The 14466-nt window shown below is 44.9% G+C and carries 14 protein-coding genes and 1 tRNA gene; 8 read left to right on the forward strand and 7 right to left on the reverse strand.

All coding sequences use genetic code 11. The features are described from left to right. Nucleotides 1–7 precede the first annotated feature (7 nt). A complete protein-coding gene (gene uvrB, locus SYNCC9902_RS00390; protein WP_011358919.1) occupies nt 8–2047 on the forward strand; it encodes an excinuclease ABC subunit UvrB in 2040 nt (679 codons plus the stop codon). A gap of 133 nt (nt 2048–2180) precedes the next feature. After that, the gene (locus tag SYNCC9902_RS00395; protein WP_011358920.1) at nt 2181–2729 is read left to right on the forward strand and encodes a hypothetical protein; all 549 of its coding nucleotides are present in this window, start codon (nt 2181–2183) and stop codon (nt 2727–2729) included. A 130-nt stretch (nt 2730–2859) separates the two neighbouring features. On the opposite strand, the gene SYNCC9902_RS00400 is transcribed toward SYNCC9902_RS00395, so the two are convergent. The 3 genes from SYNCC9902_RS00400 to mutS are packed head-to-tail and all read right to left on the reverse strand — an operon-like array spanning nt 2860 to nt 6984. Then, nucleotides 2860–3315: a GNAT family N-acetyltransferase gene (locus SYNCC9902_RS00400; RefSeq protein ID WP_011358921.1), complete on the reverse strand. Its 456-nt coding sequence runs from the start codon at nt 3313–3315 to the stop codon at nt 2860–2862. 42 nt (nt 3316–3357) lie between these two features. After that, entirely contained in the window at nt 3358–4260 is a 903-nt protein-coding gene (locus SYNCC9902_RS00405; protein WP_011358922.1) for a glycosyltransferase, read from the reverse strand. 6 nt (nt 4261–4266) lie between these two features. Further along, nucleotides 4267–6984 carry a DNA mismatch repair protein MutS gene (gene mutS, locus SYNCC9902_RS00410; RefSeq protein ID WP_011358923.1) on the reverse strand — a complete coding sequence of 906 codons (2718 nt, stop codon included), beginning with the start codon at nt 6982–6984 and terminating at the stop codon, nt 4267–4269. A 138-nt stretch (nt 6985–7122) separates the two neighbouring features. Between mutS and psbZ the strand changes: the two genes are divergently transcribed. After that, nucleotides 7123–7311 carry a photosystem II reaction center protein PsbZ gene (psbZ, locus tag SYNCC9902_RS11845; protein WP_011358924.1) on the forward strand — a complete coding sequence of 63 codons (189 nt, stop codon included), beginning with the start codon at nt 7123–7125 and terminating at the stop codon, nt 7309–7311. A gap of 289 nt (nt 7312–7600) precedes the next feature. Here psbZ and SYNCC9902_RS00415 read toward each other — a convergent pair. From SYNCC9902_RS00415 to SYNCC9902_RS11860, 4 genes are all read right to left on the reverse strand, one after another. Then, nucleotides 7601–7672: transfer RNA gene (locus SYNCC9902_RS00415), tRNA-Gly, on the reverse strand. Between the two features lie 83 nt (nt 7673–7755). Next, nucleotides 7756–8442 carry a glycosyltransferase family 2 protein gene (locus SYNCC9902_RS11850; RefSeq protein WP_011358925.1) on the reverse strand — a complete coding sequence of 229 codons (687 nt, stop codon included), beginning with the start codon at nt 8440–8442 and terminating at the stop codon, nt 7756–7758. 3 nt (nt 8443–8445) lie between these two features. Continuing rightward, the gene (locus SYNCC9902_RS11855) at nt 8446–9495 is read right to left on the reverse strand and encodes an N-acetylneuraminate synthase family protein (protein ID WP_011358926.1); all 1050 of its coding nucleotides are present in this window, start codon (nt 9493–9495) and stop codon (nt 8446–8448) included. Between the two features lie 5 nt (nt 9496–9500). Continuing rightward, nucleotides 9501–10367, reverse strand: coding sequence for a dTDP-4-dehydrorhamnose reductase family protein (locus tag SYNCC9902_RS11860; RefSeq protein ID WP_011358927.1), 867 nt, complete (start codon nt 10365–10367; stop codon nt 9501–9503). Between the two features lie 75 nt (nt 10368–10442). Between SYNCC9902_RS11860 and SYNCC9902_RS00420 the strand changes: the two genes are divergently transcribed. The 5 genes from SYNCC9902_RS00420 to SYNCC9902_RS12995 are packed head-to-tail and all read left to right on the forward strand — an operon-like array spanning nt 10443 to nt 14463. Next, nucleotides 10443–11291 carry an FkbM family methyltransferase gene (locus tag SYNCC9902_RS00420; protein ID WP_041424686.1) on the forward strand — a complete coding sequence of 283 codons (849 nt, stop codon included), beginning with the start codon at nt 10443–10445 and terminating at the stop codon, nt 11289–11291. Further along, complete coding sequence (locus tag SYNCC9902_RS00425) at nt 11275–12195, forward strand: hypothetical protein (protein WP_011358929.1); 921 nt, start codon at nt 11275–11277, stop codon at nt 12193–12195. Before SYNCC9902_RS00420 ends, SYNCC9902_RS00425 begins: the two co-directional genes overlap by 17 nt. A 28-nt stretch (nt 12196–12223) precedes the next feature. Further along, a complete protein-coding gene (locus SYNCC9902_RS00430) occupies nt 12224–13033 on the forward strand; it encodes a glycosyltransferase family 25 protein (protein ID WP_198001743.1) in 810 nt (269 codons plus the stop codon). After that, nucleotides 13026–13865, forward strand: coding sequence for a hypothetical protein (locus tag SYNCC9902_RS00435; protein ID WP_011358931.1), 840 nt, complete (start codon nt 13026–13028; stop codon nt 13863–13865). Before SYNCC9902_RS00430 ends, SYNCC9902_RS00435 begins: the two co-directional genes overlap by 8 nt. Further along, entirely contained in the window at nt 13852–14463 is a 612-nt protein-coding gene (locus SYNCC9902_RS12995; protein WP_011358932.1) for a sulfotransferase family 2 domain-containing protein, read from the forward strand. The genes SYNCC9902_RS00435 and SYNCC9902_RS12995 overlap by 14 nt, the downstream gene beginning before the upstream one ends. Nucleotides 14464–14466: the final 3 nt, after the last annotated feature.

The following is a 14466-nucleotide window of genomic DNA, read 5'->3' on the forward strand; positions in this document are numbered from 1 at the left end:
CCCGTTCATGCCCGCCTTCGATCTCACGGCGCCCTATTCCCCAAAAGGGGACCAACCCACGGCAATCACCCAACTCGTGGATGGGGTGAATGGTGGCGAGCGTTATCAGACCCTCCTTGGTGCGACGGGGACAGGCAAAACCTTCACGATGGCCAATGTGATTGCCCAGACCGGGCGACCGGCGTTGGTGTTGGCCCATAACAAGACGTTGGCGGCTCAGCTGTGCAACGAGCTGCGGGAGTTTTTTCCCGAGAATGCCGTTGAGTACTTCATTTCGTACTACGACTACTACCAACCGGAGGCCTACGTTCCGGTGAGCGATACCTATATCGCCAAGACCGCGTCGATCAACGAAGAGATCGACATGCTGCGCCACTCCGCCACCCGCTCCTTGTTTGAGCGGCGCGATGTGATCGTGGTCGCGTCGATCAGCTGCATTTATGGCCTGGGGATTCCGAGTGAATACCTCAAGGCGGCGGTGAAGTTTGAAGTGGGAGCCACCCTCAACATTCGCGGGCAGTTGCGGGAGTTGGTCAACAACCAGTACAGCCGAAACGACACCGAAATCGCTCGGGGCCGTTTTCGGATGAAGGGTGATGTTCTGGAAATTGGTCCGGCCTACGACGACCGGTTGGTGCGCATTGAGTTGTTTGGCGATGAGGTGGAAGCGATCCGCTACGTCGACCCCACCACCGGGGAGATTTTGCAGAGCCTGGAGGACATCAACATTTATCCGGCGAAGCACTTCGTCACTCCGAAAGACCGTTTAGACGACGCGATTAAGGCGATCCGCATGGAACTCAGAGATCGTCTTGAGTTTTTGAATGGCGAAGGCAAATTGTTGGAGGCGCAGCGGCTGGAGCAGCGCACCAAGTACGACTTGGAGATGCTCGACCAAGTTGGGTATTGCAATGGCGTGGAGAATTACGCCCGGCATCTGGCCGGTCGAGAGGCGGGCACACCGCCTGAATGCCTGATTGATTACTTTCCGGACGATTGGCTGCTGATCGTGGATGAAAGCCACGTCACCTGCTCGCAATTGCAGGCGATGTACAACGGCGATCAAGCCCGTAAAAAGGTGTTGGTAGACCACGGCTTTCGGCTGCCCAGTGCCGCCGATAACCGGCCGTTGAAGGGCTCAGAATTTTGGGAGAAGGCCCGTCAAACAGTGTTCGTGAGTGCCACGCCGGGCAATTGGGAATTGGAGGTGAGCACTGGTCAGGTGGCGCAACAGGTCATTCGTCCCACTGGGGTGTTGGATCCACTAATTGAGGTGCGGCCCACCACCGGCCAGGTGGACGATTTATTGGGCGAAATTCGGGATCGTGCTGCGAAGAATCAGCGGGTCTTGGTGACCACCCTCACCAAGCGGATGGCAGAAGATCTCACCGATTATTTGGCCGAAAACGGCACACGGGTGCGTTATCTCCACTCGGAGATCCATTCGATTGAGCGGATCGAGATCATTCAAGATTTACGGCTCGGTGAATACGACGTTCTGGTGGGAGTGAACCTGCTGCGGGAGGGTTTGGATCTCCCCGAGGTGTCGCTTGTGGCGATTTTGGATGCCGATAAGGAGGGTTTCCTGCGGGCTGAGCGTTCCTTAATTCAGACGATCGGTCGGGCGGCGCGCCATGTGGAGGGCAAGGCGCTGCTTTACGCCGAGAACATGACCGATTCGATGCTCAAGGCGATTGATGTCACCGAGAAACGGCGCAAGATCCAGCACACCTACAACGAGGAGCACGGCATCGTTCCGACGGCTGCGGGCAAGAAGGCGAGCAATTCGATTTTGAGCTTCCTGGAGTTGTCCAGGAAGCTGAAGCAAGACGGCCCTGATGCCGACCTGGTGGAGGTGGCGGGTAAAGCGGTTCGGGCCTTAGAAAAAGATGCCGATGCGGGATTGGCACTCGAGGCCTTGCCCGAATTGATCGATCAGCTCGAAAGCAAGATGAAGGATGCCGCCAAGAAGCTCGACTTTGAAGAGGCGGCCAACTTGCGTGATCGGGTGAAGCAACTGCGCCAAAAGATGGCCGGCAGCCGCTGATAAATAGGTAGAGGTTTAAAATTTTATGCTTTTATGAGATTAATTTCTTTCGGATTGTCCCTTGCAAAATGTTGTCAGTTCTTTGTTTTGCCTTTAATTCAAATCAAGGCCATTTTGGTAAGTCAGGCATATCATGATTCGTAGTTTTTGGCCTCTATTGATTCCATTCAGTGTCGCTTTGATCGGCAGTTGGAGGCTTTCTGCTGAATCAACGATTCCGACAGGAGGGCAGCAACAAGTCTTTTCCCGTCGCGATAAGCAAAGTTTCCCTAATTACACATTCCCGCCTTCTGGCAATCTCACAACATGCCAGCAAGATCCATCGCTGGATGAAGCGCTACTACGACAAGGGAAACGGCTTGGAGTTCGTGTGCTCGCTGGCCAGCCTGAATTAGTTAGCAAAGATGCAACCTATCGGGCAGAGCATGGCCGTCTCGGAACGATTACCTTGAAGCAGCGATCGATGAGTGCTGCCGTTCGCTGTATGTTAATTAGTCATGAATTTATTCATGTACTTCAGCATTTGCATGGCAATCTGAAGGGTGTGGACTCCTTGGAGTGGCAAATAGCCCCAGAGGATATACAGCGTTTCGGATCGATCCAGGAGGCGGAGGCTTATCGCTATCAGAATCGCGCTGGTCATGTGATTCACCTCTTGCGGCAAACGCCGATCCCGCAGTGATCAAACTTTTACAATTGAAAATGTTTGCTCATTTTAGATTTTATTCTGGGAAATTGTTAATTTTTCTCATTATGCTGTTTTCGCGAATAAGATTCAACTGCAAAATTAGTTTGCCCAACTCTCGTTTTGTTCAGCGGCGTAGCACCATCAACTGTTGAGGTTCAGCAGTCTGAAAGCCCAGTTGACTATAAAAACCTGCACTATTTGTCGTCATTAAATAAACACGTTCCACCCCTATTACGGCGGGCGCATGCAGCAGTTCTTCCAGCACGCGTCGACCCAAGCCATGGCCTTGTAAGTCGCCTGCCACCACGATGTCCCAGAGGACGGCTCGGCTGAATCCATCGGAGGTGGCTCGCCCGAAACCCACCAGACGCTTGCCGCGCCAAACACTCACGACTGCGTCACTTCCTGATAAAAGCCGCCGCAACTGCTCGAAGCTCCGGCCTCGGGCCCAGAAGGCATGGCGATCTAATAGCCGCTGCAGTTTGAGCAGTGCGCGGGATGGGATGAAATTCGGTCCTAGTCCAAAAAAACGGAGCCCGGGGGCACCTGGCGCGTGGTGAACCAACCGGATTGGAGCCATGGGTTTGGTGGATGGATGTTTGATTGCGTTCCTCTCCAAATCTCAAGGGGCTAGTGCCTGTTTCAAAAGGTTTGTTAGTGGCAAATTGCTAGGGGAAGCGACTGGGATGCTCAGGAGTGCCTCAGGGTTAGCAAAAAGATGTTGAACGAGAGCTTCTAGTTCGTCCAGTGAGTTGGCCCAGAACACATCAGGACGATCAGCAAGTTGGTGTAGGTCTCCCATCAGATTGCGGTCCCCGACAATCACCTGAGCGACTCCTGCGGCCATCACCTCAAAAAAGCGATGGTTGAGGTCGTTGTTGAGGGGCACATTCAGGACAAGAGCATGTTGGGCATAGAGGGTTGCTGCCTCTTCTGCACTGCGTGTTGTGGCATGTCTGAAGGGCACAGACTTCCTGTCGATTAAGGCTTCTACAAGCTCGCGACGATGGGGGTGATGGGGGCCAAGACTTCCCACATGCAGCAATTCCAAGCGACGTTGGCTGATCGGGGTGGGGGTGGCTGTCGGGTAACGAAAAAAGGTTGGAGCGAGGCAGCGCACCGGAACCTTGAGGCGTTGTTGAACGCCGTCGACCGATGACGGATTGAATGTGAGGAGTACGGCGTCGTGGGGTTCTTTCCTCAGATAACCCTCAAGGGTCTCGATCGGTGCTGGTCCGTGATGGAGATCTCCACATGCCAGCAACGTTGGCCCAGGCCAGGCGCGTACATCGCGCAATGGAGCGCTTCGCATAAGGAACGGGTCGCTGTAATGCAGCAACACGCCACGACTGTCCCAGCGCCGTCGAGCGAGAGCTTCGAGGAGTCTTGGCACTGTCGGCTCGTTCAGGTGGAGTGACTCAGGCCCATCAGGAATCCGGGGGCCGGCCTGCAGTAGTGATGCCTGCTGCCATAGCGGCTGGAACGTGCCGTAATGAAACAGCACGGTGGTGATGGGGTGTTTCAAGACGGCTCAATCTCCCAGTTGATCCAGCACTTGCTGAGCGCGCTGCACCACCGCCATTGGAACACCAGCGAGACGTGCGGCTTCGATGCCGTAGCTTCGGCTGGCTCCGCCTGGCCTCACCTGGTGCAAGAAGAGCAGATTGTCACCCGTTTCTTCCACCATCACCTGAAAGTTGGCCACGTTGTCGCGTTCGCCAGCCAAGGCGTTGAGCTCGTGATAATGCGTAGCGAACACGGTGCGGGCCTTGAGGTCGCCGGCCAGATGTTCACTCACAGCCCAGGCGATCGAGAGGCCATCGAAGGTGGCGGTGCCTCGCCCAATCTCGTCGAGCAACACCAGAGAGCGTGATGTGGCGTGATGCAGGATGTTGGCTGTTTCGGCCATTTCCACCATGAAGGTGGATTGGCCAGCGGCGAGATCATCGACGGCACCAACGCGGGTGAAAATCCGATCGGCAATGCCGATTTTCGCCTCTTTGGCGGGCACCCAGCTGCCGACTTGAGCGAGCAGTTGGATCAGACCGATTTGGCGCAAATAACAGCTTTTGCCACTGGCGTTGGGTCCAGTCAGCACGACTAAATCTCTGCCGTTGCCGAGGGCTACATCGTTCGGTGTGAAGGGAGTTTCCACCAGCAGCTGTTCCACCACGGGGTGCCGCGCTGCCGAGAGAGTCAGCTCACGGTTGTTGGTCAGTTCAGGCGCACAAAAGTTGCTGGTGGCGGCCACGTCCGCCAGGCCAGTCAGAGCATCGAGCCCGGCCACCGCCCGAGCGGCTTCGCGGATTGATGTGGCCATCAGTCCCACCTGCTCCCGCAACTGCACGAACAGCTCGTACTCGCGCTGGCAGGCACGGGCACGCAACTGGAAAATGTGTCCTTCCCGCTCCTTGAGCTCGGGGGTGATGAAGCGTTCTTCATTGGCGAGCGTTTGGCGTCGGATCCAGTGGTCCGGCACGCTTGATGTTTTGGCTTTGCTCACCGCGAGGAAGTAGCCGAAGGTGCGGTGGTGTTGAAGCCTCAGGGTGCTGATCCCGCTCCCCTGCCGCTCCTGTCGTTCTTGCTGCGCGAGCCAGGCGTCTTGATCATCGAGTTGGTTGCGCAGACCGTCGAGAAGAGGGTCGACTCCATCGTGGATGAACCCCCCTTCGCTGAGGGACAGTGGCGGCGCTTCCTTCAGTGTGTTGCTGACGGTTGTTGCCAGCTCCTGTAGCTGTGGTTGTGGATCAAACAGTGCCTGGAGCCATGCAGGCCCATCTGTGAGCTGGCCGTTGAGTTGAGCGGCGAGTTGCGGCAGTCGTTCCAGCCCGTCGGCGATGGCCACTAAATCTCTAGCACCGGCATGGCCGGCTCCGGCGCGTCCTGCCAACCGTTCGAGATCGCCCATGGGTCGCAGCAGTCGGCGCAGCGTTTGGCGCAAGGGCCGCTTCTCCACAAGGCGGCTCACCACGGTTTGGCGTTGCTGGATCGCAGAACGATCCATAAGCGGGGCTTCAATCCAGCGGCGTAGGCAACGCCCTCCCATGGCGGTGAGGGTGCGATCGATGGCCCATAGCAACGATCCCTGCAGTAGCCCATCCCGCTGGGTGGCGGTGAGTTCCAAGTTGCGGCGGGTTTGGGCATCTAGAACGAGGCTGTCGCCGTTGTGAACGATTGCGGGCACGTCCAGGGGAACTCGAGCGTTGTCTTCGAGCGGTTGGGTGTCGCCGACGTACTGCAGTAAACCGCCGATGGCCTGCAGGGCGAGCGGTACTTCCGGTAGACCGATGCCATCGAGACTGGCCAGGTTGTAGTGCTCCAGCAGCACAGCCTCCGCTTCAGGGCGGCTGAAGGGGGTGCTGCTCATTGGCGTGAGTCCGACGCGATCTGGGCACCAGGCCGGAGCAGGATCGTCGCCACTCCAAAGCAGTTCGGAGGCCTGAAGCCGCGCCAGGTGTTGATGTAAGCCATCACTGCCTTCCCGCTGCAACACCTGCACATCACCGGTGCTCACATCCGCTTGGGCCAATCCCCAGCGAAATGGCTGGTGTTGGGTGGCTGGCTCCACCACCACCGCGGCAAGCCAGTTGTTGCGTCGGGCCGTGAGCATGCCTTCCTCAAGCACCGTGCCGGGGGTGAGCACGCGGGTGATGTCCCGCTTCAGCAGGGCGCCTTTGGTGGGGGTGGTTTCGAGTTGATCACAGAGCGCTACGGAATACCCGAGGCGAATCAAATCGCTGCAATGCCGTTCGGCGGCGTGATGGGGAATGCCCGCCATCGGCACCCGCCCGATCGCTTTTCCGGCATCTTTTCCCGTAAGGGTGAGCTCTAGCTCACGCGACAAGGTGATGGCATCTTCAAAAAAGCATTCAAAAAAGTCGCCTAACCGGTAGAGCAGCACCCGCTCCGGGTGCGCCATTTTGAGTTCCACGTAATGGCGCAGCACCGGTGTGAGCTGCTCAGGTTTGAGTTGGCTGTGGTGGCCCCATGCCGGCTCGTCGGTGGACGTGGTGTCGTCACGGGTTTCATCTGCTCGGTCGTCTGGATCAACTCCGGCCGTTGGTGTTGATCCGCTGGTTTCGTTGCGTCGGCGCGGTCGAGCCAAGGCGTCTTTGCTTAGGTCTGCATCGCTGAGGTTGTGATCGGAGTTGAACGGGTTCGGCAGATCGCCAGTTGATGGTCTTGTGTTTGGGGCATTGACCGTTGGCTCAGGCGCGCCAAAGAGGCTGCCTTGCAGGGATAGTTCCATGGAGCTGTCGATGGATCTCGGCACAGGCTCCTGATCGAGGCTTCAAATCGTAGGGGCCACAGCGTGTGAAGACATCATCACTTCCTCGTCCACTCAGCAGTGCTGTTGTGTGAGAATTGCGGCCAGACTTACAGAATCATGCAGTTTCTAAACACTCTCACTGTATTAGCCCTGGTGGTGACGTCATTCGCGTTAATTGTTGCTGTACCTGTCCTTTACGCCTCTACTGAAGACAGTGGGCGCTCTAATCGTCTTATTCTTTTAGGGGGTGGTGTGTGGGTAGCGCTGGTATTACTTAATTGGGGCATGAGCTTTTTTGTCGTTTAATTCAGCGGAACTAGTACTTGGCCGCAAGCGTCATCGATCTCTTTGAAATGCTGCCTGCCTGTAGTTTTGTCTTGATTATACCACTTAACTTAGTGCAATAATAGCTGGTTCGACATGCAAATATTTTAAAAAAATTTTATTTATCACTGCATCCGCGCTGTTTGTTTTCATAAGAAAACGACATTAAAAAAATTTTTTGTTAAGATAATTCATTGGGATAATATAAGCCTCTTTGATATTGAGAGTTAAGAGGAATCCCTCAAAAAAAAATTTGAGACTCAGACAAATAAGCGGATGAAGAGATTCGAACTCTCGACCCTCTCCTTGGCAAGGAGATGCTCTACCACTGAGCTACATCCGCAAGGAATGGAATCAACCATTCACAGTTCTCATAATGCACCATGAGAGGCCTTTTGGTCAAGGCAACCGCTGCAGAGAAAACAATTACTTCACCTTGCAAAAATTTATCAGTGTAAATCTAGTAAAAAAGAAATAAAAGAAGACTCTACTCAAGATCAAGCATAGTTTAACCTCAGAATGAAAAGATGATCCGAAATGACTTGTTCCAACCAATCGCGGCCTAACTACGATATTTACATTGGAAATCTTATATTGCATGAGTGATGCTAAAATTGAAATAGAAGTTCCCAGACTATCGAAATTAGGTGATAGTCTGAGTAATTGTTCGATATCTTTGGAATAACATTTCATTCCAGATGTAAGGTCGTTGATACCAAGGAGATAATGAGATAGAAATGAAAAGAATAATTCTGAATTTCGCGGAAAAGACTTCCTACACCCAATTACCATGTCAAAGTTATTATCTTTCAGACGAGAAGCAAGAATTGGAATAAAGTCAACTATGTGTTGACCATCTGCATCTAGAGTTATCACAAGATCCGCAGAGTAAATATCAAATGCATATCGAATTCCCTTCATTATTGAATAATGATATCCAATATTTTTTGAATTTGAAATCACAACTGCTCCCGCTGTCTCTGAAATAAATGCGGTTTTGTCCTCACTGAAATCGTCGACTACAATTACATGATCGACATGACACAGTGCCTGGGAGACAACTGAATAGATAGTCTTTGCTTCGTTAAAAGCTGGAATTACAGCAACTTTCATAAATTAAAAAATATATTCTAATTTAATTGTCTCTCCTTTTGGAATAAATATAGATGTACGGTGGCCTACAACCAAAGACGATGAACTCGGTGCAAGAGCATCTTTAGGACAAGGACGAAGAAATTCAACCATTGATTCTTGAATTATCGAATTAGCTTCAATATCACAATTTGCTCTTATGGCCCGTCGTTGAACAATAGAAGGATTAATTTCGTTATCTTCTATACGTTTAACGCCATCTCCAATTGAACGATGGAGTAAATAAGAAGCTTCCACCATGCTTTCCCACGCAGAAGGAGACATTGAGAAGGAATGATCAGGACCTTTGCGGTTGTTATCATCAGTAAAGTGTTTTTCTATAACCTGAGCACCAAGTGTAATAGCTCCAAGCACTGAAATATGACCAGGTGTATGGTCAGAAATCCCAAGAGTAATTCCTGGAAAAGAATTTTTATATGTTGTCAATACTGAAAGGTTTAAGTAATCAAAGTTACTTAAACATCCTGTATAATTAGTATTGCATTGCATTAATATAATTTTTTTAGTATGTTGAAGTACGGTATTAACTGCTTGACAAACCTCCGTAAAGTTTGATGCTCCAGTAGCTATAGCTATTGGTTTACCTAGCTGTGACACCTTTGATATTAAATCAAGCCAAGTAATATCTCCGGAACCAATTTTCCAGCAAGCAACATATTGATTCAGAAATTCTAAAATTGATATATCATATGGAGTTGTCATATAGCTGATACCGCATTCCTTACAGTAAGAATGAAGTTCTTCAGTCCATTCGAGAGACAAAGATGCTTTGTCATATACGTCAAAAACAGACTCTGTCCATTCAGCTTGATGAGATAAAATGCTATTTGGTAGTTGTTTGAATCCTAAATCGGAAACAATAGAATGCGCAAAGAAATTTTGAAATTTTGCAGCATCTGCACCTGACTCAGCAGCAGTTTTGATTAATGCTTTTGCTCTTTTGAGAGAAGAATCATGGTTGGCACCAATGTCAGCTATGAAATATAAAGGATTATCAGAATCAAATAAATACATATTATTCAATCAGGAGAAATATTTGAAAAGGTAAGCGATTTTAACACATCGATAGTGTCTGGCATATTCTTTTTGAGAATACTTTCAATAAATGAACAGTCTAGGCCCAAACTATTTGATCTTCGTGGCAATAGCTTTACAACTGATCCAATAGAGACATTAGTGAAGTCAAGATTTAGGAAATTCGAAAGCTCAAGACCAAATTCGTATTTGGAAATACATTGATTGCTTGATAAGTTCAATAAACCTCTGAATTCACACTCTAACAAAAGAAGAGAGTTATGTACAAAGCAATCTGCATCAATGGTGGAGGTAAAGAAATCATCAAACAGTATAATTGGCTCATTATTCATCAGTGAAAATAGCAACCATTCAATAAATGTTGATGATGAACCGTTTCGATAGCCTGTTACGTTAGTTCTTAATACTATTGTGTTAGGAAATTTAAGAGCATTAAGTTCACCTAAGTGTTTTGAGTAAGCGTAGTTGTTATTAATTACAATTGGATGATCTTCAGGATGAAGATAATTACCGTCACCTGAAAAAAAATGATCTGTAGAAATATGCATTAGAATAGATCCTACTTTTTCACATATAGAAGCCAAACATAACACCAGATCTGAATTTACTCGCATAGCCAGAGATGGAAATCTTTCACAATAATCTAGAGAGACGATTGCTGCACAATTAATTACAGCACTATATTTATTGTCTATTATAAGTTTCTCTATCTCAGCAAAACTATGAAGCAAGTCAATGCAGTAAGACGATCCAATGTTGCGAGATATTGTATGGTAAGGTATATTATTTAAAGAGAGATGCCTAACATAAGAACTTCCTAGCATTCCCGTAGATCCTATTACAAGTATCATAATTAAAATAGGTACATGCTATAAAAGGCGTTATGCTATCATAATAAAACCAACTTATAGAATGTTGTGAGAGTTTTGCATATTGGTGCGGGGACTATTGATGATGAGATAAGAGATTATCAAAGATGTGGCGTAACCGATATTACTTATGTAGAATGTGAAGAAGAGCTAATTAATAAGTGCTTAGTGCAGTTTCAATTACTAAGAGACGAGTGTCTAAATATTGAAGGACGTGTCATTCCTTATGCATGTTCAGAATACTCATGGGAAAAAAAAATTTTCTACACTAATGGATTTGGACAATCGTCGTGTAAAAAACCAACTGATCTCACAAAAAGTTGGGCAAAAAGCAAAGATTTTCAAATCAAGGAAGTATATACTATTAATATAGCAAAATTAAAGTCAAAAGATCCATATGATTTTCTATCGATTGATATTCAAGGCGGTGAGCTTGATCTTTTGAGAGGCTTGAAAGATTTCGAACTCAAAACTCTTTCGCAGATAGTAGATATAGAAATACAAACGACCAACATGCAATATGATGTCACAGAAAAAGCATCGAAAGAAATCGAAACTATTCTTGAAAATCAGGGTTTTATACCATTAATTCATGGCTGCGGGTTGACGGAGTCATTTATTTTTGTGCATAAATCACTATTATTAAATAACTATATAAAATTTAGGAATATAGTCAAGCACGCAATAAGTGAAAATAATTTATTGGTATTACACCCTAATATTGGCAGATTAGGTTCAATACATGAAGATAACGCAGAGAATATTTTAAAAAATCGAGAAAATTTTCTGATTTCAAATTTTACTCCTGGATTAATCAAAGGTTCACATTATCCAAGAATAAGAGACAAGTTAATTCAGTTAATCTTAAAAGATATTAGCAGGAGTCAAAATGAAAATAAAAAATAATTCAATGCAGAGGATAACTTCACCATTAATGCATGAAAATGTTCAGTTGATAACTGATATAAATTTAGCTAATCGACAAAAAACTCAAAAAATAAATATTGTAGGCAACGGACCTTCACTTTTAAGTAGTTTTGATCTACTAGATCAAAGCAACGATACTTTGGGCTTTAGTGCTTTGATCTATAGTAAAATAAAGTTGCGATACTTTATATTTGAGCCATTATTTGCCCTTAATAATGATGATAAAGAGAGTTCAGAGTTCAAGAGGGTCAATAATTTATTGGATACTATATTCTGTTCACAAATAGGATCAATAATTGACAAGCATGAGGCTACAGACGTGACATACTTCGTAAATAATCAGGTCATTACTAATCAATATGGATATATATCCTTCCCAAAGAAGAAAAAACTGTATCTCCCTACGTATTTTTATATTAATGAATCTACTGATTCGGCAATGCTTTATTGTCTTAAAAAGTATATCGAAAGTAAAACTTCAGACCCATTAAATTTCCGAGGCAGCATGAATAGAGCTATCTCAATTGCCTATTTAATGAATTATCAATGCATAAATATTTTTGGTCTAGACCCAAGTACACCCCTTTCTTGGTATCACGAAGACGAAAGAGACAAAATCTTACAAAAGGAGATTGTAGTAACCGACTATTTTAATGCTTGGCGAGACATGCGCATTAAAAATCTAAAAGAGTTTGATGTTAGAAAATCCGAATTTAGTCTAATTAAAAGCTTATTTTATACAATATATGTAATGAATAAGCTATTCAAAGCAAAAGGTTTAAATATTCCAAAGATTAACATTGTAACCTCTGATCCTATCGTTATAAATTGCTGTTCCTTCTTTTGCGGTGATATTAGTAATGTGTCGATTAACCGTTTGTAGAAAAATGTTAAATCCTATATTAGATGACATGTTTTTAGGGATAGTACATTATACAAAATTATTGAGTCGAAAGAAAAACATATCTATTCTTGCTGAAAGCCTACTCTATAAAGACTATATGATCTCTATTGAACAGGAAGTTGACAATAAATCGGCTTTGAATTTAGATAATTTAAAAAAACAGACCCTCTCGCAAACAAATGATATCAGAGATTTACTATATAAAAATCTTGCGACAATCAATTTCTTTGAATGTACGTATATCGAGCAATTATACCAACAAGATTGGAAACTCGAATTGATAAAAAAACATCTAAATGGTATAGATTGGGGGAAAATAGCACTAAATAGTTTGTCGCATAAGAATATTGATCTAACACATCAGCATTATGCTATATTTGAAGCCTTTTTAAGAAGCAATTGTAATTACTGTTTGGTTTTAGAAGATGATTCTTATATAAACACAGGAATATCACATATCAACGAAAGTCTTTATCAGGTAGTTGAACATGCTGAAAATAATTTATATAATGAACCATTCTTTATTGATCTCAGTCAATCACTTGGTATTAAGCCACTCAATAAACCACCAGATACTTATATTTGGCAAGCTACACCGGGATTTTCGCAATGCACATCTGCATACATGATAAATAGAAATTGCTCACAAAAATTCCTAAAAGAATCAAAAACAAAGGTTTTACCAATTGACTGGCATATAAGCAGAATAATGAAGAAAAATAATATTTTGTGTTATAGTGTATGGGAATCTCTGTTTTTGCAAGGATCTATGACAGAAGTTTATCGAAGCAATTCACAATATAGGGCTAATGATTAGATCTAATATTATAAAACCTGGTGTTGATCCAAGTGGACGTCTCGGACATCAATTTTTTAATATCTTGCCAGCAATAATTTTAGCCGAAATAACCAATTCACATTTTAATGCATCTTTTCTAGGTGTTTGCACCCATTGGAACAATATTTTTAGTTTTCAACGCCTTAAGAATTTTTCAGAGATTGATAAGAAATATAATACTGTAAGTCTTCAAAAATTTGATCCTTTCGACATAAAAAAACTAAAAACATTGCTTGATAACTTTATATTTTTACCACCTCAGAAAATATATGAATTGCAATTAAATCAAGACCCAGGCAAATTATTAGCATTAGTCCCGTCGTTTCATGATGAAATTAAGAAATGCCTCAAAATTAGGATACCAAATAGTCAAGATGTTGTTGTACATATGCGAAGGGGGGATGTAACTCTTGATTATGCCAATAGCCTGTATTTAGACGATAAATTTTATCTTAAGATTATTACTACTTTGATTAATCAGGGCGAAAAAGTGACAGTTTTTAGTCAGGGTGAAAGAATAAGGTTTAATTTCTTGGACAAGCTAATAGAGACTGGAAAAGTTAAACTCGAACTTACAGAGAGTTTAATTATTGATAATAGAGATATTGACACCTTCATACGCTTTCTTGGTGCAAAGACATTTATTGGTTCGTATAGTTGCTTTTCAATACTTGCTATGATTCTCAGAGACCAATCAAAAAGGTCAATATTTCTAGAGGATGAAAGAAGTCTGTCTTCTCACCATTTTATTGAGATGCGTAGAATGCTAAGATTGATTGGTGTTAGTTTTTTAAAATATGATTTCGCATAAATATAAATGCATATTTTTGCATATACCTGGAACAGCTGGAACTCTCATTGAACGGTTAATTGTCGGACAGGATTGGTATAATATAGATCCCAATTCTAAACATCTAAACTATAAACAAAGTAAGCAACTATATCGTGATTATTGGGATCATTATTTTAAATTTACCTGGATTAGGAATCCTTCTGATAGACTTTTAAGTCTGACTAGATTTCCCAACGCATATTTTAATATTCAAAAATTTGATGCAGACTACCTATCAGAAGAGAATATTTATCAGTACTATAACTATTGCAGATCACATATGAACATTTCCTCTGAATATCCTCTAAGAGAATTAAGAGAAATATCTGTATATGAAGACTTTCTTGGTGAAGACTTCGATTTTGTTGGAAGATTTGACAAGTTGAATCTTGATATAAAAGTACTTCTTAACTTGCTTAATATCTCCACCTGCGGAATTAGTCAAATTATTCATTCAATATCAATTTCAACGCCTAAGAGTCGCAATAAGAGATTATTGCGATATAACAAATCTTCGCTACAGTTATTTCGATCCCTTTTCTTGCCTGATTATCTTTTATTTGAGTCATTCAAATAACCT

The sequence above is a fragment of the Synechococcus sp. CC9902 genome (assembly GCF_000012505.1).
In the GTDB taxonomy this organism is placed as follows: domain Bacteria; phylum Cyanobacteriota; class Cyanobacteriia; order PCC-6307; family Cyanobiaceae; genus Parasynechococcus.

Bases quoted from the DNA above. Each gene is read 5' to 3' on its own strand.
- SYNCC9902_RS12995 (WP_011358932.1), top strand. From the start codon at position 13,852: ATGATTTCGCATAAATATAAATGCATATTTTTGCATATACCTGGAACA.
- psbZ (WP_011358924.1), top strand. From the start codon at position 7,123: ATGCAGTTTCTAAACACTCTCACTGTATTAGCCCTGGTGGTGACGTCA.
- SYNCC9902_RS00425 (WP_011358929.1), top strand. From the start codon at position 11,275: ATGAAAATAAAAAATAATTCAATGCAGAGGATAACTTCACCATTAATG.
- uvrB (WP_011358919.1), top strand. From the start codon at position 8: ATGCCCGCCTTCGATCTCACGGCGCCCTATTCCCCAAAAGGGGACCAA.
- SYNCC9902_RS00430 (WP_198001743.1), top strand. From the start codon at position 12,224: ATGTTTTTAGGGATAGTACATTATACAAAATTATTGAGTCGAAAGAAA.
- SYNCC9902_RS00395 (WP_011358920.1), top strand. From the start codon at position 2,181: ATGATTCGTAGTTTTTGGCCTCTATTGATTCCATTCAGTGTCGCTTTG.
- SYNCC9902_RS00400 (WP_011358921.1), bottom strand. From the start codon at position 3,315: ATGGCTCCAATCCGGTTGGTTCACCACGCGCCAGGTGCCCCCGGGCTC.
- SYNCC9902_RS11850 (WP_011358925.1), bottom strand. From the start codon at position 8,442: ATGAAAGTTGCTGTAATTCCAGCTTTTAACGAAGCAAAGACTATCTAT.
- SYNCC9902_RS11855 (WP_011358926.1), bottom strand. From the start codon at position 9,495: ATGTATTTATTTGATTCTGATAATCCTTTATATTTCATAGCTGACATT.
- SYNCC9902_RS00435 (WP_011358931.1), top strand. From the start codon at position 13,026: ATGATTAGATCTAATATTATAAAACCTGGTGTTGATCCAAGTGGACGT.
- mutS (WP_011358923.1), bottom strand. From the start codon at position 6,984: ATGGAACTATCCCTGCAAGGCAGCCTCTTTGGCGCGCCTGAGCCAACG.
- SYNCC9902_RS11860 (WP_011358927.1), bottom strand. From the start codon at position 10,367: ATGATACTTGTAATAGGATCTACGGGAATGCTAGGAAGTTCTTATGTT.